This is a genomic window from Demequina sp., from assembly GCF_049841215.1.
Classification (GTDB): Bacteria; Actinomycetota; Actinomycetes; order Actinomycetales; family Demequinaceae; genus Demequina.
This window is the reverse complement of sequence record NZ_JASGEO010000010.1, coordinates 51,114-71,348: the sequence shown is the minus strand read 5'-3', so window position 1 is coordinate 71,348 and position 20,235 is coordinate 51,114. Positions and strand designations below refer to the sequence as shown.

Sequence of the window (20,235 nt, the reverse complement as noted above, 5' to 3'; positions counted from 1 at the left end):
TTACCGGCTACCACGCGTCGTGAACGTGCGCCCTGATCTCGCGGTCGTAGATCCCCTCAAGCTCGTCCAGGGTGCCCGACGCTATGGCTGGCAATTCTGCCGCCGCGGCATTGGCGTGGGCTTGCTCGGGCGTGCGGGCGCCTGGGATCACCGTGGAAATGCCGGGCTGTTGCGTGAGCCAGCCGAGCGCGAACTGCGCGGTGCTCCAGCCGGACGGGGTGTACGACGCGACCTCGCGCGCCGCGGCCACGCCAACGTCGTACGGCACGCCACTGAACGTCTCGCCCACGGAGAAGGCCGCACCATCCCTATTGAAGTTCCGGTGGTCGTTCGCGGCGAACTGGGTGTGCTCGTCGTACTTGCCGCTCAGCAGGCCGGAGGCCAAGGGAACGCGCGCGATGATGGCGACCCCAGCGTCGGCCGCTGCCTGGGTGACGAGCTCCAGAGGCTTGCGGCGGAAGAGGTTGACGATGATCTGAATCGAGGCCAGCCCGGGGTGACGAAGCGCCTCGAGCGCCTCGTCGCAGGTTTCCACAGAGACACCCCAGCGCGCTATCCGACCCTCGTCCACCAGCACGGCTAGCGCGTCATACGTGGCGGGGTCGCTGTAGACGGAGGTGGGAGGGCAATGCAGCTGCACCAGGTCCAGCGTGTCCATCCCCAGGTTGGTGCGCGAGCGGTCCGTCCATGCGCGGAAGTTGTCGAGCGTGTACTCCGACGCCTCATGCGGCGAGGCGCGGCGGCCCATCTTGGTGGCCACGAACACCTCGGGGTGGCGCGCGCGGAACTCGCCAACGGAACGCTCTGAGCGCCCATCGCCATAGACGTCCGCGGTGTCGAAGAACGTCACCCCGGCGTCATAGGCCGCGTCGAGGATTGCGGTGGCCGTGTCGTCGGCGACGTCGCCCCAGTCGGCACCCAGTTGCCAGCAGCCAAGGCCGATCGCGGAGATGTCGCGGCCAAGCCGCGGAACGTGGTTGGTGTGCATGCCACCAGCCTAAACACGAAACGAGGGGTCCGACCCCAACGGTCGGACCCCTCGTGTTCGTTATAAGGCTATTAGTCCGTCACTCGAATGTAAGTGGGGTTGTTCTGCCAGATCGCACGGAACTGAATTGTCTTGCCGGGAACCGGCGCGTCGATCTGCAGGTTGCTGCCCGCATACAGGGCCACGTGACCGGACGTGACGATGATGTCTCCGGGCTTGGGGGACGACACGCGCGTGCCCACACCCCAGTACGCGCCGGAAGAGCGCGGCAACGAGATGCCGAAGTGGGCATACACGTACGAGACGAAGCCGGAGCAGTCGAAGCCAGCGGGCGTGCTACCACCGGAGCGGTAGGGGGTACCAACGAACTTCGAGGCGTACTCGATAACCGCAGAGCCCGCGATCGCCTGCTGCACACTGGCCGAGGCCACGACAGGGCGGGAGTTGCCCACCGCAGTGCCGGACGAGGTCCGCACCACCGGCTTGGGAACCGGGTTCTTCTTCACCTTGACGGTTGGCGTGTCCACGTCGAAGTCGGCGTCTGCATCAGCCGCGATCTGCGTGGGCGCGTCAGCCTGGGCTTCCGCCTGGCCAAGGTTCGCTGCCATGACGTTTGCCGTGTCAGGGGTGACCGGCTCCGTCGTGACCAGTGCAGCCGCCGCGGCGCCGGTCAGGGGTACCACTATCAGTGCGGCGGAGGCCGCAGCCGCCACCGCGCGCGTCCTGGCGCGCATGTATCCGTAAGTCAAATTTTCGTTCCTTCCGCGCCCTGTGCGCGTCGATGTTTCCGGAGCCTCAACGTGTTGCCGCCGCAACGCGTTCCCTCTTGTTTGGGCTCCCTAAGAGGATGGTCCTCAAGTAGTTACTAGTCGACGATGGTACCCAAGATTCGCCCGAATGTTCAGTCGAGCGCCACAAAAACGTGCCGTCCGTCGTCCTCGGTGATGGTCATCGAGCCACCAGGCCCGGTGATCTCAATGCCTCGAGTCGCAGCACGCACGGATACAGAATTGCCTGGTAGAACCCCCAAATTGGCGAGTTCCGCCAAGAACTCCGGCTCCGCTTGAGGCGTCTCCCCAATCCGTGTGACCACCCCCACAGTGCCTTCTCCAAAAAAAACTTCAGAGATAGGTACTTCGTCCCGGTTTTGGGCCGTTTCGCGTGCCACCCCCAGGTCGTCAAGACCGGGTACGGGATTGCCGTACGGGGACACCAGAGGGCCCTCGATCATCTCGACGACGCGGCGCTCAACGCGCTCGCTCATGACGTGCTCCCAGCGGCACGCTTCCTCATGCACAAAGGCGAGCTCGAGCCCGATGACGTCGGTCAACAACCGCTCCGCGAGACGGTGCTTGCGCATCACCCGCGTCGCGATCAACTCGCCCTCTGCAGTGAGCTCCAAGTGGCGGTCCGTAGGGTCAACAACCACCAGCCCGTCGCGCTCCATGCGCGCCACGGTTTGAGACACCGTGGGGCCGGCGTGGCCAAGGTGCTCGCTGATGCGCGCTCTCATGGGCACCACCCCGTCCTCGCGCAGCTCATAGATGGTGCGCAAGTACATCTCGGTGGTGTCGATGAGGTCCGTCATCCCGCGTGCCTCCCCATGCCCGTGTACTCCCAGCCGGCGTCTCGCCACGCGTCAACTGGCAAGCAGTTTCGTCCGTCAATAACCCGACGCTTGCTCACCAGAGCTCCGAGCGCCCCTGGGTCTGCGGTACGGAACTCGTTCCACTCCGTGGCCACGATGACGAGGTCGGCGTCCTTCACAGCACTGTCGATCGACTCCGCGTAGGTCAACGTGGGCCACAGCGCCGCCGCGTTGGCCATGCCCTGCGGGTCATAGACCCGCACATCGGCCCCGCCAAGGTGCAAGCGCCCCGCTACGTCGAGCGCCGGCGAATCACGAACATCGTCAGAGTTGGGCTTGAACGCCGCTCCCAACACAGCGATGCGGGCACCAAGCAGGGAACCGCCAACGCTCTGCGCGGCGAGCTGCACCACGTGGTCACGCCTGCGCATGTTCACCGCGTCAACCTCGCGCAAGAACGTCAGCGCCTGGTCAACGCCCAACTCGCCCGCGCGCGCCATGAACGCGCGAATGTCCTTGGGAAGGCACCCGCCGCCAAAGCCGAGGCCCGCGCCAAGGAACTTGCGCCCAATGCGCTCGTCGTAACCAATCGCATCCGCGAGCTGCACCACGTCGGCGCCCGTGGCGTCGCACACCTCGGCGATCGCATTAATAAAGGAGATCTTGGTGGCGAGGAAGGCGTTGGCGCTGACCTTCACGAGCTCCGCCGTCGCGAGGTCGGTTACCAGGAACGGCGTGTCCCTCGCGAGGATTCCTGCGTACACGTCGCGCGCAACCTCTTCCGCCCTGCCTGGGCGCTCTGGGTCCACGCCAAGCACAAGGCGATCGGGGCGCAACGTGTCTTCCACCGCGAAGCCTTCTCGCAAGAACTCGGGGTTCCACGCGAGCTCGGCCTGGTCGCCAACGGGAGCAAGCTCACGAACCCGCGCGGCGAGCCGCGCCGCGGTACCCACCGGAACGGTCGACTTCCCAAAGATCACGGACGGTCGCGTCAGCAGCGGCGCGATCGTGTCGATCACCGCGTCCACAAACCGCATGTCCGCGCCGTAGTCACCCTTCTTCTGCGGGGTACCTACCCCAATGAAGTGGATGTCAGCCGCGTCAACGGCCTCGCGCGCATCCGTGGTGAAGCGCAGCCGCCCCGATTCGACATGCTTGCGCAGCAACTCCGGCAACTCGGGCTCAAAGAACGGCACTTCGCCGCGCGAAAGCCGCTCGATTTTCGCCTCGTCAACATCCACGCCAATGACGTCGTGACCGAGTTCTGCCATACCGGCAGCGTGCGTGGCGCCCAGATATCCGGTGCCAAAAACTGAGACGGAAGCCATGCCACGAGCCTAGCGTTCGACGAGCATCGCCCCCCCGCCGGGAAGTGCCACAAAAGCCGCACCGTCCGTACGCACCTCAGCCACGCCGTCGGACAGGGGGACGAACGCCGCCGTACCGCCATCGAGCTGAATACTGTCCGACGCTGTGGTCACCGTGGTGGGATCCAAGGCAAGGACGATGCGGGGGACGGCGGGGAGGTGGGCGGCTCCGCGCTCGAGCCTCACCAAGGCAAAGTCCTCGACGGGCACCGCATACGTGGTGGCGCAGCCCACGCGGGCGACCACGGGGCGCAGCGGGGCGGCGGGCTGGGCGTCGAGAATCGCCTCGAGCCGCGCGACGTCAATCATCTTGGGCGTGAGGCCGCCGCGCACCACATTGTCCGAGTTCGCCATAATCTCTACGCCGATTCCGGACTGGTACGAGTGGATCACCCGCGGAGGCACGTAACAGCCCTCGCCCGGTTGCAGCACCACGGGGTTCATCGCAAGCGCGACGAGCGCACCGGGGTCACCGGGGAAGGCCCTGGCGGCTCGTCCCGCGAGCGCGAGGGCACTATCGCCCTCCGGCTGGTGAGCAAGGCGATCGAGGACCTCGGTCTTCGCCTCGCCGCCAAGCACGGCCATCACATAAGTAAGGAGTGACTCGCGGCCATCCACGAGGGCGACGAGATCGTCCGCACCAAGCTTGCGCAGGTCAGCGGCAAGTTCGCGGACGTCGCGTAGGCCCACGAGCAGCCGCATCGGCGTGAGGGCGACAATGAGCTCCGGCTTGTGGCGCGGATCTCTGAAGGTGCGATCAGGGGCGTCGATTGCGACCCCGCGCTCCTCCTCCGCTTCGAAGCCGACGTGGGCCTGGTCCAAGGTGGGGTGTACCTGAATAGACAGTGGAGAGGCGATCGCAAGAATCTTCAAGAGATAAGGAAGGCGCTCACCGCCAACGGTGCGCTCCGGATCCGCGGCGATGAAGGCCGCCAGGTCGGAACCGTCTGGGAGCGCTGAGGGATCTGTCTCGTGAGCGCCAAACCACGCCTCTGCCACGGGACCCGCAAGGTCTTCAAGCGCCAGGATCCGCGCCATCGATCCATGCTGACCCCACGAAAAGGCCTTGAGTCGCGGGTCGATGCGGATCACCCAGCAATCATGCCAGGGCCGCGCCCGTACGATGTCAGGCATGTCCGATCTGATTGAGATCCCCGCGCACCTGCTGCCCCAAGACGGCCGGTTTGGCTCCGGCCCGTCCAAGGTGAGCGACCACCAGCTGGCCGCGCTCATGGCGGCTCAGCCTGGGGTGCTTGGAACATCGCACCGGCAGGCGCCCGTGAAAAACATTGTCGGCGAGATTCGCGCGATGCTCGCCGAGTTCTTCCAGGTGCCCGACGGCCACGAGGTCATCCTCGGCAACGGCGGCTCCACGCTGTTTTGGGATGCGGCCGCGTTCTCGCTCGTCGACGAACGCGCGCAGCACTGTGCGTTTGGCGAGTTCGGCAACAAGTTCGCGACCGCCACGTCGCGCGCGCCGCACTTGGCACCGTCGTCGGTGTTGACGGCGGAGGCTGGCTCTGTCGTCACTCCCAAGGCCGAGGACGGCATCGACACCTACGCCTGGCCGCAGAACGAGACCTCCACTGGAGCGATCGCGGACATCTCACGGCCAACCGGGATCGGCGATGCGCTCGCCGTAGTGGACGGCACCTCTGCTGCAGGCGGCACCCTCGTGGACCTGAGCCAGATCGACACCTATTACTTTGCGCCGCAAAAGAACTTCGCGTCCGACGGCGGGCTGTACTTCGCGATCCTGTCGCCTGCCGCGGTGGAGCGGGTGGAGCGCGTGGCCGCGAGCGGTCGCTACATTCCGGACACCCTGTCGCTCGCGATCGCCCTGGAGAACTCGCGCGCGAACCAGACGCTCAACACCCCAGCCGTCGCCACGCTCGTACTCATGCACGCGCAGCTGAAGTGGCTGCTAGAGCAGGGTGGAATGGCGTGGGCGGCGGCCCGCACGGCCGAGTCATCGGGCCGACTTTACGCGTGGGCGAGTGACTTTCCTCACACTGAGGCATACATCACAAACCCTATAAATCGGTCACCTGTCGTCGCTACTTTGGATCTGCTTTCAGGGGTCGACGCAGCTGAGATGCGCCGACACCTGAGGGCCAATGGGATTGTGGACATTGATCCGTATCGCAAGCTCGGCAGGAACCAGATTCGTGTAGGTGTGTTTCCCGCTGTTGATCCGGACGATGTCTCCGCTCTCATCGATTGCCTCGAATTCGTAGTGGAGAGATTGGTGACATGACCGAACAGCAGGATGTCCTGGACCCGCGCCGGCCACGCCGTCGCATTCCGGTAATCCTGCTGGGAATCCTCCCCGCGGCCATCGCCGCAACCATGCTCGTCGCGGGCCCCCACTATGTGGACCCTGCCCAAGCAACAACCGACGCCGCTGGCGCCGGAGCACCAGTTGCCAGCACCCCAGACATCACCCCTGGCGTGATCGCCCCTGTCACCGACGTGGACCTCGACGCCGCGGTGCAGCAGATCACGGTGACCGTGCCCAAGCCAAAGGTCGCCCCCGCCGCCAAGATCGTGACAGTGAAGTCCACCGCGAAGACCGCGAAGACGTCGTCGAAGGCCACCGTCACCAAGGCAAAGGCCGTGAAGAGCGTCAAGAAGGCGTCGACGAAGACCTACAAGCAGTTCTGCGCCAACCCAAGCAACCCCGTCAACGCCTCTGGCTCCACGGGCAAGGCCCTGCTCTCCGCTGTGAACAAGGAGCGCGCCAAGTTGGGCATCGCTCCCCTGTCGTGGTCCTCCTCGATGGCCTCCGTCGCCACCTCGTGGTCCAAGAGCATGGTGAAGAAGGACGCGAAGACCGGCAAGCTCATCGACGGTCTGGCCCACAACCCCAACCGCCCCGGCTCCGAAAACGTCGCCGTGGTGTACAGCTCGGCCGGCTACTCCGCGAGCACCGCGATCGCGAAGATGCACAAGAACCTTGTGTACTCGAACGGGCACTGCCTCAACCTCATGAACCCCAGCCACTCTTCGATGGGTGCGGGGGTCGCGAGCTCTTCCGATGGCACCACCTGGTACGCCACGGAGAACTTCCGCTAAGCGAGCACTTGCTCCTGCGGCTGCTCGGCGAGCTGCGCCTCTGACTCAACCGGGGCGTCTTCCTGAACCACAGCGTCTGACTCAACCACAGCGTCGGGCTCAACCACAGCGTCGGGCGTGCCGAGGTCAAAGCCAACCACAACGTCGGACGCAAAAACGGGGTCTGCGGCGGGCCACTGCGTTGGCCCGTGCTCCACGGTGGTCTGCGAGTGCGCGCCACAGCCGTGGTCAACGCTCACAACCTTGCCGTCTGAGGGCGACCACTCGTTGGTGCACGCGCCAAAGACGAGGCGCATGGCTCCGCTGAGCGGCACGTAGAACGCGCACGTCTGGCACGGCTCGGCCGAGGCGACCGCTTGGGCGGCCGTTGGGCCGTGCGAGCCGCGATACCAGCGCGACGCCACGTCATCGCGGCCCTCCGCGCCAAGCACACGCTCGCGCCCAAGGCCAAGCTCCCAGATCTGCATCGCGTCCTCGTCCTTGCTCACCTCATAGGTGGGGACAAGGCGGGGATCGTTCTCGATGAGTGGCAGCACCATCGACGGCTCGAGATCGCCGGGGCGCACGCGCTCCGCCCACGGAATCCACGCGGGGGCGAGGAGCGCATCCGCGGCGGGCAGCAGCTCCGTCTCGTCGACGCTCACATCCTTGCCTCGCGGCGCGCGCGACAACGTGACCGTCCACACCCAGCCGCGATAACCGGGGAGCAGGCACGCAAACGTGTGCGAGACGACGCGCTCGCCCTCCTCAACGGAGCCGAGGTGCTCGCCAACCGCGGCGGCATCCTCGGCGAGCTCGATCGCCGCATCCCTGGCGACGTCGATCGCCCCGGTGAGCACGGCGTCGGCCATCACGCCTCCAGCTGCTCGGCCACCGCGCGCAACACGGCGGCGACCTTCTTGCCCTTGTCGCCGTCTGGGTAGCGGCCCTTGCGGAGCGAGTTGGAGACGCCGTCAAGCATCTTGATGAGGTCTTCGACGATGACCGTCATGTCCTCGGTGGGCTTGCGCATGGTCTGCGAAAGCGTCTGCACGGGCTCGAGGAGCGTCACGGTGAGCGCGGAGGGGCCACGGCGGCCATCGGCGATCGAGTACTCGACCTTGGCGCCCTGTCGCGGCGCGGTCACGCCGTCGGGTAGGGCGCTCGCGTGCAGGAACACCTCACCGCCGTCGTCGCCTGCGATGAAGCCGAACCCCTTGTCGGAGTCGAACCACTTCACTTTTCCGGTGGGCACATCAACCTCGTTTACTCGTCGCACCGCGTGTTCGGCGCGTGCCTAGTCTACCCGGCGCCACACCTGCGTCCCCAGGCCGGCAGGTATGGCGCGTTGTCCACAGTTTGGCCCTCCTGCCCGACGCTGTGGCTGAGTTCGCGCGTACGGTCGCCGTACCTATTTGGAAGGGGACAACATGCTGTATCACGTGGACTCGGATGAGGTTGCGGCGGCGGCAGGGCGGGCGCGCCAGTCGGGAGAGACCATTCGCGCGGAGGTTGCGGGGCTCGTAGCGACGCTCCAGGCGTTGGAGGGAAGTTGGCAGGGCCAGGCGTCGGCGGCGTTTGCCGGGGTGCTTGGGCAGTGGAGGGGCGCGCAGGCGCAGGTGGAGACGGCACTCGTGTCGCTCACCGAGGCGCTGTCCGTGGCCGCCACTGGGTACGCGGAGGCGGAGGCGACTGCCGCGCGCATGTTTGCGCGGTAGTCCCGCTTTGAGTTCAGGTGCGCTTTGATGGGACGGTGACCGTACTCATCGATCCCCCACTGTGGCCCGCGCACGGGCGCGTGTGGGGGCACCTGGTCTCGGACACGTCGCTCGACGAGTTGCACGCGTTCGCCGCCGCGGCGGGGATACCGTCGCGCGGCTTTGATCGCGATCACTACGACGTTCCCGCAGAGCGCTACGAGTCTTTGCTGGAGCAGGGAGCGGTGCTTGTGGACTCGCGCGAGTTGGTTCGGCGGCTGCGGGCGTCTGGGTTGCGGGTCACGGCTGCGCAGCGGCGCGGCCGAGCCGGAGCACCCTGATCGCCACGCCAACGGCAATGGTGACCGCCGCTGCGCCGATCGACCATAGGGGGAGTGTCACGGCAAGGGTCACGCATCCGACGACACCAAGCACAGCCAGGGCGCGCGGGTAGCGCCGGTTCTCACGGTCCTGGCGCAACGCCGCAAGATTTGCGACAAGGTAGTAGAGCAAGACGCCGAATGACGAGAAGCCGATTGCGGTCCGCAAATCCGCTATGAGAACTAACAGCACCACGGCGCCGCCAACCCAGAGCGTCGCAACGCGTGGAACATGGGCCGTGGGGTGAACAATCGAGAGCCCTCGTGGCAGATCGCCCGTTCGGGCCATCGCAAGGCCGGTTCGCGTGATCCCTGCAAGGAGGGCGAGGAGTGCGCCGATGGCGGCCACGCCCGCACCCACGCTCACGACAGGCGCCGCCCAGCTCCAACCCCCAGCCGTTGCCACATCAACAAGTGGCGCGCGAGATGCACCAAGCGCAGCGGGGCCTAGCGTGGCGAGTGCGGCAAGTGCCACCGCGAGATAGATGAGGAGGGCAGATGCCAGCGCAATGAGAATGGCGCGCGGAATGGTCCGGCCCGGGTTGCGCACCTCCTCACCCATGGTCGCGATACGCGCGTAGCCGGCGAAGGCGAAGAACAGCAGACCGGCGCTTTGGAGCACTCCGTAGGCGCCCTGCGGTGCGCCGCCTAAGAGCGGAGCGTCGACATGCGGCGAAAGGGCGCCCGCAACCAGCACGAGCGCGAGAACCACGAGCACGATGCCGACGATGATCCTCGTGGCCGCAGCTGTGCGATTGACCCCGAGGCTGGTCACGATAGTGACGGCCATCACGAGAGCGACCGCGAGCGGCCGGGACCAGCCGGATGGCGCAAGGTACGCAGCCGCGGTGAGCGCCATCGCCGCACAGCTCGCGGTCTTGCCGACCACGAAGCACCATCCCGCGACAAAGCCCGGCCACTCGCCGAGCAAGCGTCGGCCGTAGACGTAAGTGCCGCCAGACTCGGGGAACTGGGCGGCGAGCTGCGCGGACGACGTGGCATTGCACAGAGCCACCACCGCCGCGATGGCGAGACCACAGAGGAGCCACGCTCCAGCGACGGCTGCCGCGGGCGCGAAGGCGGAGAACACGCCAGCCCCAAGCATCGAGCCGAGACCGATCGCGACGGCATCACCGAGGCCAAGCCGACGCGCGAGCCCTGACACATCGCAAACCTAGCGACACGCGCCGGAGGTGACAACAGCGTCGGGCGGAAACAAAGGCCCCCTCCCACGAATGGGAGGGGGCCTTCGCCGTGAAGCAGAGTGGACCTAGAAGCCCATGCCACCCATGTCGCCACCGCCGGCAGGCATGGCGGGCTCGGGCTCTGGCTTGTCGGCAACGACGGCCTCGGTAGTGAGGAACAGGCCCGCGATGGACGCGGCGTTCTGCAGCGCGGAGCGCGTCACCTTGACCGGGTCGTTGACGCCAGCAGCGAGCAGGTCAACGTACTCGCCGGTCGCGGCGTTCAGGCCGTGACCAACTGGAAGCGTCTTGACCTTCTCCACCACGACGCCGCCCTCAAGGCCGGCGTTGATGGCGATCTGGCGCAGAGGTGCGTTGATGGCAACCTCGACGATGCGAGCGCCCGTGGCCTCGTCACCCTCGAGCTCAAGCTTCCCAAACGCCTTGGCGCCCGCCTGAATGAGGGCCACGCCACCACCGGCGACGATGCCCTCCTCGACGGCAGCCTTCGCGTTGCGAACGGCGTCCTCGATGCGGTGCTTGCGCTCCTTGAGCTCAACCTCGGTGGCCGCGCCCGCCTTGATGACGGCAACGCCGCCAGCGAGCTTGGCGAGGCGCTCCTGGAGCTTCTCGCGGTCGTAGTCGGAGTCAGAGTTCTCGATCTCGGCACGGATCTGGCGAACGCGTCCCTCGATCTGCTCCGCGGCGCCTGCGCCCTCGACGAGAGTCGTCTCGTCCTTGGTCACGACGACCTTGCGCGCCTGACCAAGAAGGTCAAGCGTGGCGTTGTCGAGCGAAAGGCCTACGGACTCGGAGATGACCGTACCGCCGGTGAGGATCGCCATGTCCTGGAGCATCGCCTTGCGACGGTCACCAAAGCCGGGGGCCTTGACGGCGACCGCGCGGAACGTGCCGCGGATCTTGTTGACCACGAGGGTCGCGAGGGCCTCGGACTCGACGTCCTCCGCGATGATCGCGAGGGGCTTGCCGGTCTGCATGACCTTCTCGAGCACGGGGACGAGGTCCTTGACGGACGACACCTTGGACTCGATGAGCAGCACGTAGGCGTCTTCGAGGACGGCCTCCTGGCGCTCGGGGTCGGTCACGAAGTAGGCGGACAGGAAGCCCTTGTCGAAGCGCATGCCCTCGGTGAGCTCAAGCTCGAGGCCAAGCGCGGACGACTCCTCGACCGTGATGACGCCTTCCTTGCCGACCTTGTCCATCGCCTCGGCGATGAGGTCGCCAATGGCGGGGTCACCCGCGGAGATGCCAGCCGTAGCAGCGATCTCTTCCTTGGTCTCGACCTCTTTGGCGGCGTCGAGCAGCTCGGCGGTGACGGCCTCAACGGCCTTGTCGATGCCCTTCTTGAGGGCGATGGGGTTGGCGCCAGCGGCGACGTTGCGCAGACCCTGCTGCACGAGCGCCTGGGCCAGCACGGTAGCCGTCGTGGTGCCGTCACCGGCAACATCGTCGGTCTTCTTCGCAACTTCCTTGACGAGCTCGGCGCCGATCTTCTCGAACGGCTCCTCCAGCTCGATCTCCTTAGCGATGGACACGCCGTCGTTGGTGATGGTGGGGGCGCCCCACTTCTTCTCCAGGACGACGTTGCGGCCCTTGGGGCCAAGCGTGACCTTGACCGCGTCGGCGAGGGCGTTCATGCCCCGCTCCATACCGCGGCGGGCCTCCTCATCAAAGGCAATGATCTTTGCCATGGGGGTGGTTCCTCTTTCAAGGTGGTGGCTTCGCTGGTGCCCGCGACGGACGGTGGTGACGACCGGCGTTCACGTCACGCCGGAGCCCACACCTCACCCACAAAGCCGAGGTCTGGTTAGCACTCTCGAGGTGAGAGTGCTAATGCGATTCTGGCACTCTCCCGGTGAGAGTGCAAACGCGACCGGGCGCCGTTCGCGGGCCGCGGAACCGGCTACTTCGAGGGGTCGCTGACGAGGTGAACCTCGACGTCCACATCCTGTTGCGGCACGTCGAGGGAGATGTCGTCGATTCCCAGGGCCTTCGCCACTTCCTGCGCCGTTGCCTTGAGTTCCTCGTTCGAGTACACGACGACGTTGTCGTCCGGCTTGGAGCCGCTGAGGTTCGCCGCGGTGACCTTCGTGAATCCGGCGTCTTCGAGCACCTGCTGCTGTTCCGCGGCAAGGCCGTTAATGCCGGCGCCGTTCAGCACGGCGATCTTGGCGTCGAACTGCACTGACTGTGTCTCAGTGGGCGTTGGCGACGGCGTCACGGAGGGAGAAGGAGTGGCCGTCGGCGACGGCGTCACCGTTTCCTCAACGCTCTCCGTGATGGTGGGCGTTGGCTCTTCGGGATCCTTGACCTCTTGGTTCCACAGGTAAGACGCGATGAGGTACGCGACCGCGCCCGCAATGAGGAAGACGAGCACGGGGGCTACGAGGCGCGACCACCACGGACGCGGCGCACGGTGCACTCCAACGGGGCCACCGTGGGCTGCGATCTCGTCGAATTCGTCGGGCGCGTACTGGTCACTCACGGGTGAAGCGTACCCCGCGTTAGTCGGCCCATTGCCGAGCGCGGCCGTGCGTGCGCGCCGTGCGCATGCGACGCAGTCGCTTCACGAGCAGCGGATCGTGCGCGAGCGCGGCCTCGGTGTCGATGAGGGCGTTGAGCACTTGGTAGTACTGGGTGGCGCTCATGGAGAAGTGTTCGCGGATCGAGTCTTCCTTGGCTCCCGCGTACCGCCACCACTGGCGTTCGAAGGTGAGGATGTCAGCGTCGCGCTCGCTCAAAGCGGGCAGGTGCGGCGCGAGGGCGCGTGCGGCGTTGTCCATGGTCCTCCCTTCTGTGCGCCAGCGTACTCGGGAATCACATCCGTGTCATTTAGGCGACGACCCCTCCCCCCCGCGCGCCCCTCCACACACGCCGATCACCTCTCCACACGCCGGAAATGCCCCTCCACACAATCCGCCGCCGTCGGGCCCCCCGCGAAGGCACTCCCCGCATGAACTCGCCGGGAAAGAGTCGCTCGTGTGTGGAGAGGTGATCGCCGTGTGTGGAGAGGTGATCGGTGTGTGTGGAGGGGTGATCGGTGTGGGGCGTCGCTAGGGTTGCCGCATGGCTTCGTGGCGTGATCAGGTGGCCCCCGATTGGGCCGACGCTCTGGCCGGCCAGGAGGCAACGCTCACTTCGCTTGGGCTCTTCCTGCGCGAGGAGATCGCGGCTGGCCGCGGCTACTTGCCCGCCTCGGACGCGATCCTGCGCGCCTTCACCACCCCGCTCGCGGAGGTGCGCGTGCTGATCGTTGGCCAAGACCCCTACCCCACCCCCGGGGATCCGGTGGGCCTTAGCTTCTCGGTTCCTCCCGGACACCCCATGCCACGCTCGTTGCTCAACATGGCGAAGGAGCTCCGTGACGACACCGGAGAAGCCCTCGCCACCGGCGATCTCACTGCGTGGCAACGACAGGGCGTGATGCTGCTCAACAGGGTGCTCACCGTCCGGCCGGGAGCGCCCGCGAGCCACCGCGGCAAGGGTTGGGAGCAGTTCACCGAGACCGCGATCAGGGCTCTCGCCCAGCGCGGCGGACCGCTCGTGGCGATCCTGTGGGGACGTGATGCGCAGGCGCTAGCGCCGCTACTCGGAGACATCCCACGCATTGAGAGTGCCCATCCCTCGCCCCTCAGTGCGAGCAGAGGTTTCTTTGGTTCCAAGCCCTTTAGCAGGGCAAACGATGCCCTCGTGGCCCAAGGAGCCGCCCCCATCACGTGGGGCATCAACTAACCTCACGCACATCATTTGCAATTCCTACAAAACCGATGGTATTAATAGGACATCGGTTACGGAGGTGCACCCAGCGCCCCGGCCCGCGAGCGAGGGAAGTGAAGCGATGGCCACTGCAGCCAGCACCGCGATCTGTCGCATCACGCCTCGCCGAATGCAGGCGTAGGCCGCCCCGGCGTCCACGGACGCACCCGCGCAACGCCGCGCCCCCTCGCACCGCCGCCCCTAAGCACTACAGCCCCTAAGCAACACAGCCCTAAGAACAACCGCCCCACAAGCCCCACACTCCCAAGGAGAACCCAGTGAACTGGCCTGCCCTCGCCGTGCTCGCCGCCGTCGCGGCCGCGTACGTCGGCATTTACTACTTGAACCGCAGACGGTTCAACTTCAGCCTTCTGACGCTCAGCGCACTCGGCGTTGGCGTCGTGATCGGCCTCATCGGCCGCGGCCACGCAGAGTGGATCGAGCCCATCGGCCGCATCTACATCAACCTGCTGCTTGCCTCGGTGGCGCCGCTCGTCGTGGTCTCGATCATTTCCTCGATCGTCTCCCTCGGCAGCATCGAGAAGCTCCGTACGGTGGGCGCACGCAGCTTCGGCTGGCTCCTGCTCACGAACGCGATCGCGGTGGTGCTCACGCTCGGAGTCGCCATCTCGGTTGGCGTGGGTAAGGGAGTCAACGAGAGCCTCGGCGGCGAACAACTCAACGTACTCGAGAACTCGGTGCAGAGCTTCACCGAGGTGGTCGTTGGCTTCTTCCCCGTCAATGTGATCGGCGATCTGGGGGCCAACCACATCATCCCCATCATCATCATCTCGATCGCACTCGCGGTGGCCTACCTTGCGGTGGCACGCAAGGACCCCAAGGGCGTCCGCCCGTTCCGCACCGGCATCGAGGCCCTGCGCCTCGTCATCTACAAGGCCGTTGGCTACGTCATCAAGCTCACGCCGTACGCCGTGCTTGCCCTCACCGCAGGCATCGTCGCCAACTCGGTCAATCTCACCAACAAGTTCTGGTCCCTCATTGGCCTGCTCGCCGTGGCGTGGCTGGTCTGCTTCGTGGATCTCTACGTGGTGAACGGCCTGCTACTGAGTACCTTTGCGCGGGTCTCCCCCGTGGCGTTCTTCCGCAAGATTTTCCCCGCCCAGGTCACGGCTTTCACCACGCAAAGCTCCGTTGGCACCCTGCCCGTGACCACGAGCGTGCTCACCAAGCGCGTGGGCGTGCACCCAGAGGTGGCGCACTTCACTGCGCCCCTCGGCACCACGATCGGCATGCCAGGATGCTCCGGCATCTGGCCCGTCCTGGTGGCGGTGTGGGGCATCAACGCCTACAACATCCCCTACACGGCCCAGGACTACCTGGTGCTCGCGCTGCTCGCCACCGTGGTGTCGATCGGAGTCGCGGGCGTGCCCGGCACGGCCACGGTTGCCGCCGCAACGGTCCTCGCAGCCGCCGGCCTCCCGCTCGAGTTCATCGCCGTCACGCTACCCATCTCGATGATCGCGGACATGGCACGCACCACCGCGAACGTCACGGCCGCGGCCACGAGCGCCACGATTGTCGCTCGCCAGACCGGCCTGCTCAACGACGACATTTTCGCCGGGCGCGCCAGCTTTGACGAGGTCACCGGAGACGTCACCCCACTGCCCGACGCTCCGCTCACCAAGGCGACGGCCGTCACCCAAGGCGCGCCAAGCGTCGGGCAAGAAAACCCCATCCCCACCGAAGAGCCCGCGTATGCGGGAGCGAACAGGAGCTGATCATGAAGCGCATCGTCACCGCCGCGGCAGGCGCCGCGGGCCTCGCAGTACTGCTGTTGGGGATCTCGCCGGCTGCACACGCCGACGTCACCAACCCCGCGGACAACCCCAGCAAGATCACCGTGAAGGGGGACGACGGCCAGACGTACGTCGACGGCCAGGACACGCTCCCCGGCTACGACGACTACGAGTGCACCTACATCCCCGGCGCGTGGTTCGACTTCGACAAGAACCGCGTCTACTACGCGGACGGCAGCTGGATCCCGTGGACCGAATGGGACCGCGCCACCGGCTACAAGGAGTGGCTGGCCAAGAAGGACTCTTCGGGTTCGGGATCCAGCGGCGGCTCGTCGTCCGGGGGTTCGTCTTCCGGCGGCGGATCGAGCTCAAGCGGAGGCTCCTCCTCGAGCGGTGGTTCCTCCTCAAGCGGCGGCTCCGGCGGCAGCAAGACCTCTGGCACGAAGACGTCGGGCACCAAGACGTCGTCCACGAAGTCCGGCGGCACCTCGACCACGAAGTCCGGCGGCACCTCCACGACCAAGGACGGCACGACGAGCGAGACCGAGGTCTCGCCCACCGCATCGGCACTGCCGCTCGTGAGCGCCTCGGCAAGCCCAAGCGCATCGCCCCTCCCCCAGCTGGTCTCCGAGTCGCCAACCGCGCAGCCAAGCGCCTCCGCCGCCGTGGTCGCGTCGGAGCCCGGCGAGAGCGCGGGCGCGGGCGCCGGACTCGCGATCCTCGGCGGCCTCGCGGCCGCGGGAGGCCTCGCTTACGGAACCACGTGGTTTGTGCGGCGCGGCCGCGCACCCCAGGCAGCAAGGGGGTCGGCGTGATGTCTAGCGCCCGCAGCATGCGCTGACCCCTAACCCCAAGCAAAAGCTCCGCACCACCGCCCGTGAGCGCCACAGCTCAGCGGGTGGGCGAAGCACACCCCTTTCACCCAAGACATAAGGAAGAACTCTGATGCAAGGAAAGACAGTGCGGCGCCTGGCAGCCGCATCGGCGGGTCTCGCGGTAGCGGCCACGCCGTTCCTCGGGGCCGCGGCATACGCGGCGCCTGAACGGGCGGCTGCCACGTCCGAGGACACCACCTATCTGGCGGACACGCTCGGCCTCCCGGCCCAGTCCATCGTGGAAACCGTCACGTACGACCGTTTCCAGTGGCTGCTCCAGCAGCCAGGACAGTTCGCGTTCGTCGTGGGCTCCACCAACGACGCCAACTTCAAGACCCGCGTGCAAGAGGCAGACGCCGCGGCTCGCGAGGCGGGAGCCACCAAGCTCTACTGGTTTGACCCCAACCTCACGGGATACACGGACGCCAACCGCAAGCTCGACGTTCGTAACCCGGAGACCATCAACCTGGCTGCGGCCTCCCAGACCATCTTTGGGAACATCTGGCGCAACGTCATCGGCCAGTACCTTGGCAACGGGATCCAGTCCACGCCTAACTCCTCCGGCAACTCGGTCACCGTGACGGCGAACGACTCTGTGGTCAACGACTCCGTGAACCCCGCATGGGACCTGCGCACCGGTGCCACGCCAGCGGTGAGCTCCACGGATGATGTGTTCTTTGTCTATGACAAGGACCGCACGGTTGACGGCGTGGCGGACAAGGTGGCGGACTTCGTCAATCTCTCTACGGTGGCCGACGCCAAGCCCGGAGTGACGGCCGCACTCGCAACCGTTGGCGGCGGCGCCGCGATCGACGCGATCGGCCAGTTCTACTGGTGGAAGGACTCCAACAACAAGATCCAGGCGAACCAGAACGGCGGCACCCCTGAGGGCATCGCGCGCTATGGCGGCGACATCCTCAACGATTCCGACAACGCGGACGGCTGGAACGTCAAGCAGGTCACCTACCCCGAGTTGCTCCACCTGCTGAGCATCAAGGAGCAGGGCGCCAACTTTGCCCTGCTGTTTGGCGGCACGTGGTGCCCCAACACCCGCGCGGTGATCAAGTTCGTCAACCAAGAGGCCGTGGAGAATGACGTCACCGTCTACAACTTCGACCTCGTGCTCGACGGCGGCAAGACCAACGGCAGCAACGGTGGCTCCAACCCCATTCACGTGCGTGACAACGCCGCGAGTGGAAGCACCTTCAACTTCCGCCCGTCGTTCGTCTACGGCGACCTGGTCCGCACCTACTTCGCGAACCTGATCACGCAATACGACCCCAACTCCGGCAACCGCGTTGCGTACTACCCAAGCGGCAACCAGTCGGCGTTCCCTGACGTGGTGCGCAAGCTCCAGGTGCCGTTCCTCATCGGTTACGAGCGCGGCGTCTCCACCAACCCCTCCGGAACCGCGGTCAAGCGCCAGTGGATTCAGCAGAACACGGACGCCAATACGGGCCTCGCGACGTTCAAGGAGTACATGACGAACTGGTGGTTCACGCAGCCGTCGGCACAGATTGGCCTCAACTTCGCGATCCCCGCGGACGAGTCCACGCTCACGAGCGCCGAGCAGAGCCAGCTGGCACAGGCTCGCGCCAACGTCGCCTTCGCCCAAGAGGCCCTCGACAAGCTCGACGTCTTCTTTGGCGGGCTTCCGGGTGCGGTCAAGTCCACGCGCACGGTCACGGCGCCCGACGCTGTGTATGGGGCCGACGCTACGGTCGCCTTGGCCATTGCCAACAAGTACGGCAGGGTTCCGGCTGGCGTGGCAACGCTCAGCATCAATGGGGCGGAGTACCCGGTGACGGTGGCGCAGAACGCGGCCGAGTTCACGGTGCCTGGCCTGCCTGCTGGCTCGCACCCCTTCACGATCACCTACGCGGCCGACTCGCAGCTGCTTGGCTTCACCGAGACGGGAACGCTCACGGTCACCAAGGCAGCCGTGAAGTCCGCGGCAGGCGCGGTTGTTACCAAGCCCACCCCGCAGAAGGCCGGAAGCTACAAGGTCACGGTGACCGAGCCGTCGGGCCTTGCTAAGGCGAGCGGTGCGGTCACGGTGACGCTCAAGAACGGGTCCACCACCAAGACGGCCACGGGGACGGTCACGGCCGGTACCGCGACGATCGCGCTGCCCAAGCTGCCTGCGGGCACGTGGACGGCCTCCGTGGCATACGCCGGGGATGCCAACTACGCGGCCAAGACGGTCGCTGGCGGCTCGGTGGTGTCCTCGAAGTCTGCGGTCTCGAAGGTGGCGGGTGCGGTCTCGAAGACCCCAACCAGCACTAAGGCCGGCGCCTACAAGGTCACGGTGAGCGCTCCCGCGGGCCTTGCGAAGGCGAGCGGCAAGGTCACGGTGACGCTCAAGAAGGGCTCATCGAAGAAGACCGTCACGGGAACGCTGAAGTCGGGCGTGGTGACGATCGCGGTGCCGAAGCTGGCGAAGGGCACGTGGACCGCCTCTGTCGCGTTTGCCGGCGACGCCAACTACGCGGCGAAGACCGCTGCTGGGGCCTCCATTAAGGTCACCAAGTAGCACACACAAAGGGCCGGTCGCGGAGCGTGGGGCACCGCGGCCGGCCCTTTGTGCTGCCTGGGAGCTGGCAGCGGGACTTGAACCCGCAACCGCCCGATTACAAGTCGGGTGCGCTACCAATTGCGCCATGCCAGCGAGCTCCTCTGACCACAGCCAAAGGCGCGCGGTCAAGAATACCGGCGCGAGCGTCGGGCCGGATGCGTGGTGGCTTAGCCCGCCAGTTGCGACTCGAGGAACGGGCCAAGTACGCCCTCTTGCAAGAACGGCACTTCTTGGATGTTCACTGGCTCGCGATTGACCATGAAGGTAGGCGTGGCGGTGACGCCGTCAATGGACGCCTGTTGCGCGGCCGCGTTGACCCAGTCGTTGAACTCGCCGTCGACGAAGGTGTCAGCCACCTCTTGCGGCACGCCCACGCTCACGGCGAGGTTGGCGATCTCCGCATCGGTGAGGCCCGGGGTCTGCTCCGCGGGCTGGTTGGCGAACAGGATCGCGTAGAAGTCGGCGAGGTGCTCTGGCGAGCGGTCCGAGACCACGGCGGCTGCGTTCGCGGTGCGCGTCGAGTACTTGGTGCCGTTCGAGTACGGGTCCAGGCCATTGAGCATGTGGTAGTAGATCGAGACGTCGCCGGCTTCGCTCATGGAGGTGAGCGTCTCAGCGTTGGTGTCTTCAAAGATCTTGCAATACGGGCACAAGAAGTCCAGGTAGATGTCCGTGCGGAGCTCGCCGCCGGCGGCGCCAACGAGGATGCCGCCCGTCTCGTCAGAGCCTGCCGGAGCGTGCGCCTCCGCAAGCGTTGGCGTCTTGGAGGTGTCGACGATGAAGTAGACGACGCCCGCGAACACCGCGATGACGGCGATCGAGACCGCGATCACGATGGCGGTGGTGCGGCGCTCCTTCGCCTTGACCTCTGCCTGAGCCTTCGCCTTGGCCTGTGCGCGAGCCTGCGCCGCGCGATCTGACTTCGATGTCATCTCTCCCCCTTATAGATAGGCGGTCCGTCTCGCCACCCTAACGGGCAGCGAGACGGACCGC

Annotated in this window: 20 protein-coding genes and 1 tRNA gene; 8 read left to right on the top strand and 13 right to left on the bottom strand. The window is 66.3% G+C overall.

Going from position 1 to position 20,235, the window contains the following annotated elements; all coding sequences use genetic code 11:
* Nucleotides 1-7: 7 nt before the first annotated feature.
* The 5 genes from QM618_RS03895 to manA form a co-directional block, all read right to left on the bottom strand.
* Nucleotides 8-988 carry an aldo/keto reductase gene (locus tag QM618_RS03895; protein ID WP_428095148.1) on the bottom strand — a complete coding sequence of 327 codons (981 nt, stop codon included), beginning with the start codon at nt 986-988 and terminating at the stop codon, nt 8-10.
* Nucleotides 989-1,059: 71 nt separating this feature from the next.
* Nucleotides 1,060-1,722, bottom strand: a complete 663-nt coding sequence (locus tag QM618_RS03890; protein WP_428095147.1) for a C40 family peptidase — start codon at nt 1,720-1,722, stop codon at nt 1,060-1,062.
* A gap of 167 nt (nt 1,723-1,889) precedes the next feature.
* Nucleotides 1,890-2,576, bottom strand: coding sequence for a metal-dependent transcriptional regulator (locus QM618_RS03885; protein WP_428095146.1), 687 nt, complete (start codon nt 2,574-2,576; stop codon nt 1,890-1,892).
* On the bottom strand, nt 2,573-3,904 hold the full coding sequence (locus QM618_RS03880) for a UDP-glucose dehydrogenase family protein (protein WP_428095145.1): 1,332 nt from the start codon (nt 3,902-3,904) through the stop codon (nt 2,573-2,575). Before QM618_RS03880 ends, QM618_RS03885 begins: the two co-directional genes overlap by 4 nt.
* Nucleotides 3,905-3,913: 9 nt before the next feature.
* Complete coding sequence (gene manA, locus QM618_RS03875; protein ID WP_428095144.1) at nt 3,914-5,035, bottom strand: mannose-6-phosphate isomerase, class I; 1,122 nt, start codon at nt 5,033-5,035, stop codon at nt 3,914-3,916.
* A gap of 40 nt (nt 5,036-5,075) precedes the next feature.
* On the opposite strand from manA, the gene serC reads away from it, so the two are divergent.
* Nucleotides 5,076-6,200, top strand: a complete 1,125-nt coding sequence (gene serC / locus QM618_RS03870) for a phosphoserine transaminase (protein WP_428095142.1) — start codon at nt 5,076-5,078, stop codon at nt 6,198-6,200.
* Nucleotides 6,197-7,018: a CAP domain-containing protein gene (locus tag QM618_RS03865; RefSeq protein WP_428095140.1), complete on the top strand. Its 822-nt coding sequence runs from the start codon at nt 6,197-6,199 to the stop codon at nt 7,016-7,018. The genes serC and QM618_RS03865 overlap by 4 nt, the downstream gene beginning before the upstream one ends.
* Here the strand turns inward: QM618_RS03865 and QM618_RS03860 are convergent.
* Together QM618_RS03860 and QM618_RS03855 are read right to left on the bottom strand one after the other, a co-directional pair.
* Nucleotides 7,015-7,869, bottom strand: coding sequence for a DUF3027 domain-containing protein (locus QM618_RS03860; RefSeq protein ID WP_428095138.1), 855 nt, complete (start codon nt 7,867-7,869; stop codon nt 7,015-7,017). The genes QM618_RS03865 and QM618_RS03860 overlap by 4 nt on opposite strands.
* Nucleotides 7,869-8,252 (bottom strand): cold-shock protein, encoded by a 384-nt coding sequence (locus QM618_RS03855; RefSeq protein WP_428095136.1) that lies wholly within the window; start codon nt 8,250-8,252, stop codon nt 7,869-7,871. Before QM618_RS03855 ends, QM618_RS03860 begins: the two co-directional genes overlap by 1 nt.
* A 175-nt stretch (nt 8,253-8,427) precedes the next feature.
* Between QM618_RS03855 and QM618_RS03850 the strand changes: the two genes are divergently transcribed.
* Both QM618_RS03850 and QM618_RS03845 read left to right on the top strand, forming a co-directional pair.
* Nucleotides 8,428-8,715, top strand: coding sequence for a WXG100 family type VII secretion target (locus tag QM618_RS03850; RefSeq protein WP_428095134.1), 288 nt, complete (start codon nt 8,428-8,430; stop codon nt 8,713-8,715).
* A gap of 35 nt (nt 8,716-8,750) precedes the next feature.
* Complete coding sequence (locus QM618_RS03845) at nt 8,751-9,035, top strand: DUF4031 domain-containing protein (RefSeq protein WP_428095132.1); 285 nt, start codon at nt 8,751-8,753, stop codon at nt 9,033-9,035.
* On the opposite strand, the gene QM618_RS03840 is transcribed toward QM618_RS03845, so the two are convergent.
* The 4 genes from QM618_RS03840 to QM618_RS03825 all read right to left on the bottom strand — a co-directional run bounded on the left by QM618_RS03840 (nt 8,995) and on the right by QM618_RS03825 (nt 13,062).
* The gene (locus QM618_RS03840) at nt 8,995-10,239 is read right to left on the bottom strand and encodes an APC family permease (protein WP_428095130.1); all 1,245 of its coding nucleotides are present in this window, start codon (nt 10,237-10,239) and stop codon (nt 8,995-8,997) included. The two genes, QM618_RS03845 and QM618_RS03840, sit on opposite strands and share 41 nt — an antisense overlap.
* 105 nt (nt 10,240-10,344) lie before the next feature.
* Nucleotides 10,345-11,970 carry a chaperonin GroEL gene (gene groL / locus QM618_RS03835; protein WP_428095128.1) on the bottom strand — a complete coding sequence of 542 codons (1,626 nt, stop codon included), beginning with the start codon at nt 11,968-11,970 and terminating at the stop codon, nt 10,345-10,347.
* A 212-nt stretch (nt 11,971-12,182) separates the two neighbouring features.
* On the bottom strand, nt 12,183-12,764 hold the full coding sequence (locus QM618_RS03830) for a LytR C-terminal domain-containing protein (RefSeq protein WP_428095126.1): 582 nt from the start codon (nt 12,762-12,764) through the stop codon (nt 12,183-12,185).
* 19 nt (nt 12,765-12,783) lie between these two features.
* Entirely contained in the window at nt 12,784-13,062 is a 279-nt protein-coding gene (locus QM618_RS03825) for a DUF3263 domain-containing protein (RefSeq protein WP_428095124.1), read from the bottom strand.
* Nucleotides 13,063-13,345: 283 nt separating this feature from the next.
* Here QM618_RS03825 and QM618_RS03820 point away from each other — a divergent pair, with 283 nt between their 5' ends.
* The 4 genes from QM618_RS03820 (at nt 13,346) to QM618_RS03805 (ending at nt 19,200) form a co-directional block, all read left to right on the top strand.
* Nucleotides 13,346-14,011 carry a uracil-DNA glycosylase gene (locus tag QM618_RS03820; RefSeq protein ID WP_428095122.1) on the top strand — a complete coding sequence of 222 codons (666 nt, stop codon included), beginning with the start codon at nt 13,346-13,348 and terminating at the stop codon, nt 14,009-14,011.
* Nucleotides 14,012-14,313: 302 nt separating this feature from the next.
* Entirely contained in the window at nt 14,314-15,774 is a 1,461-nt protein-coding gene (locus QM618_RS03815; RefSeq protein WP_428095119.1) for a dicarboxylate/amino acid:cation symporter, read from the top strand.
* Between the two features lie 2 nt (nt 15,775-15,776).
* Entirely contained in the window at nt 15,777-16,607 is an 831-nt protein-coding gene (locus QM618_RS03810) for a hypothetical protein (protein WP_428095117.1), read from the top strand.
* A gap of 130 nt (nt 16,608-16,737) precedes the next feature.
* Nucleotides 16,738-19,200, top strand: coding sequence for an Ig-like domain-containing protein (locus QM618_RS03805; protein WP_428095115.1), 2,463 nt, complete (start codon nt 16,738-16,740; stop codon nt 19,198-19,200).
* A 62-nt stretch (nt 19,201-19,262) separates the two neighbouring features.
* Here the strand turns inward: QM618_RS03805 and QM618_RS03800 are convergent.
* Nucleotides 19,263-19,335: transfer RNA gene (locus QM618_RS03800), tRNA-Thr, on the bottom strand.
* Nucleotides 19,336-19,409: 74 nt separating this feature from the next.
* Nucleotides 19,410-20,174, bottom strand: coding sequence for a DsbA family protein (locus QM618_RS03795; protein WP_428095113.1), 765 nt, complete (start codon nt 20,172-20,174; stop codon nt 19,410-19,412).
* Nucleotides 20,175-20,235 lie beyond the last annotated feature (61 nt).

What these genes read in the sequence shown, in the direction of transcription:
- QM618_RS03895 (WP_428095148.1), bottom strand. Translation starts at nt 988, where the DNA reads ATGCACACCAACCACGTTCCGCGGCTTGGCCGCGACATCTCCGCGATC.
- QM618_RS03890 (WP_428095147.1), bottom strand. Translation starts at nt 1,722, where the DNA reads ATGCGCGCCAGGACGCGCGCGGTGGCGGCTGCGGCCTCCGCCGCACTG.
- QM618_RS03885 (WP_428095146.1), bottom strand. Translation starts at nt 2,576, where the DNA reads ATGACGGACCTCATCGACACCACCGAGATGTACTTGCGCACCATCTAT.
- QM618_RS03880 (WP_428095145.1), bottom strand. Translation starts at nt 3,904, where the DNA reads ATGGCTTCCGTCTCAGTTTTTGGCACCGGATATCTGGGCGCCACGCAC.
- serC (WP_428095142.1), top strand. Translation starts at nt 5,076, where the DNA reads ATGTCCGATCTGATTGAGATCCCCGCGCACCTGCTGCCCCAAGACGGC.
- QM618_RS03865 (WP_428095140.1), top strand. Translation starts at nt 6,197, where the DNA reads ATGACCGAACAGCAGGATGTCCTGGACCCGCGCCGGCCACGCCGTCGC.
- QM618_RS03860 (WP_428095138.1), bottom strand. Translation starts at nt 7,869, where the DNA reads ATGGCCGACGCCGTGCTCACCGGGGCGATCGACGTCGCCAGGGATGCG.
- QM618_RS03850 (WP_428095134.1), top strand. Translation starts at nt 8,428, where the DNA reads ATGCTGTATCACGTGGACTCGGATGAGGTTGCGGCGGCGGCAGGGCGG.
- groL (WP_428095128.1), bottom strand. Translation starts at nt 11,970, where the DNA reads ATGGCAAAGATCATTGCCTTTGATGAGGAGGCCCGCCGCGGTATGGAG.
- QM618_RS03825 (WP_428095124.1), bottom strand. Translation starts at nt 13,062, where the DNA reads ATGGACAACGCCGCACGCGCCCTCGCGCCGCACCTGCCCGCTTTGAGC.
- QM618_RS03820 (WP_428095122.1), top strand. Translation starts at nt 13,346, where the DNA reads ATGGCTTCGTGGCGTGATCAGGTGGCCCCCGATTGGGCCGACGCTCTG.
- QM618_RS03810 (WP_428095117.1), top strand. Translation starts at nt 15,777, where the DNA reads ATGAAGCGCATCGTCACCGCCGCGGCAGGCGCCGCGGGCCTCGCAGTA.
- QM618_RS03805 (WP_428095115.1), top strand. Translation starts at nt 16,738, where the DNA reads ATGCAAGGAAAGACAGTGCGGCGCCTGGCAGCCGCATCGGCGGGTCTC.
- QM618_RS03795 (WP_428095113.1), bottom strand. Translation starts at nt 20,174, where the DNA reads ATGACATCGAAGTCAGATCGCGCGGCGCAGGCTCGCGCACAGGCCAAG.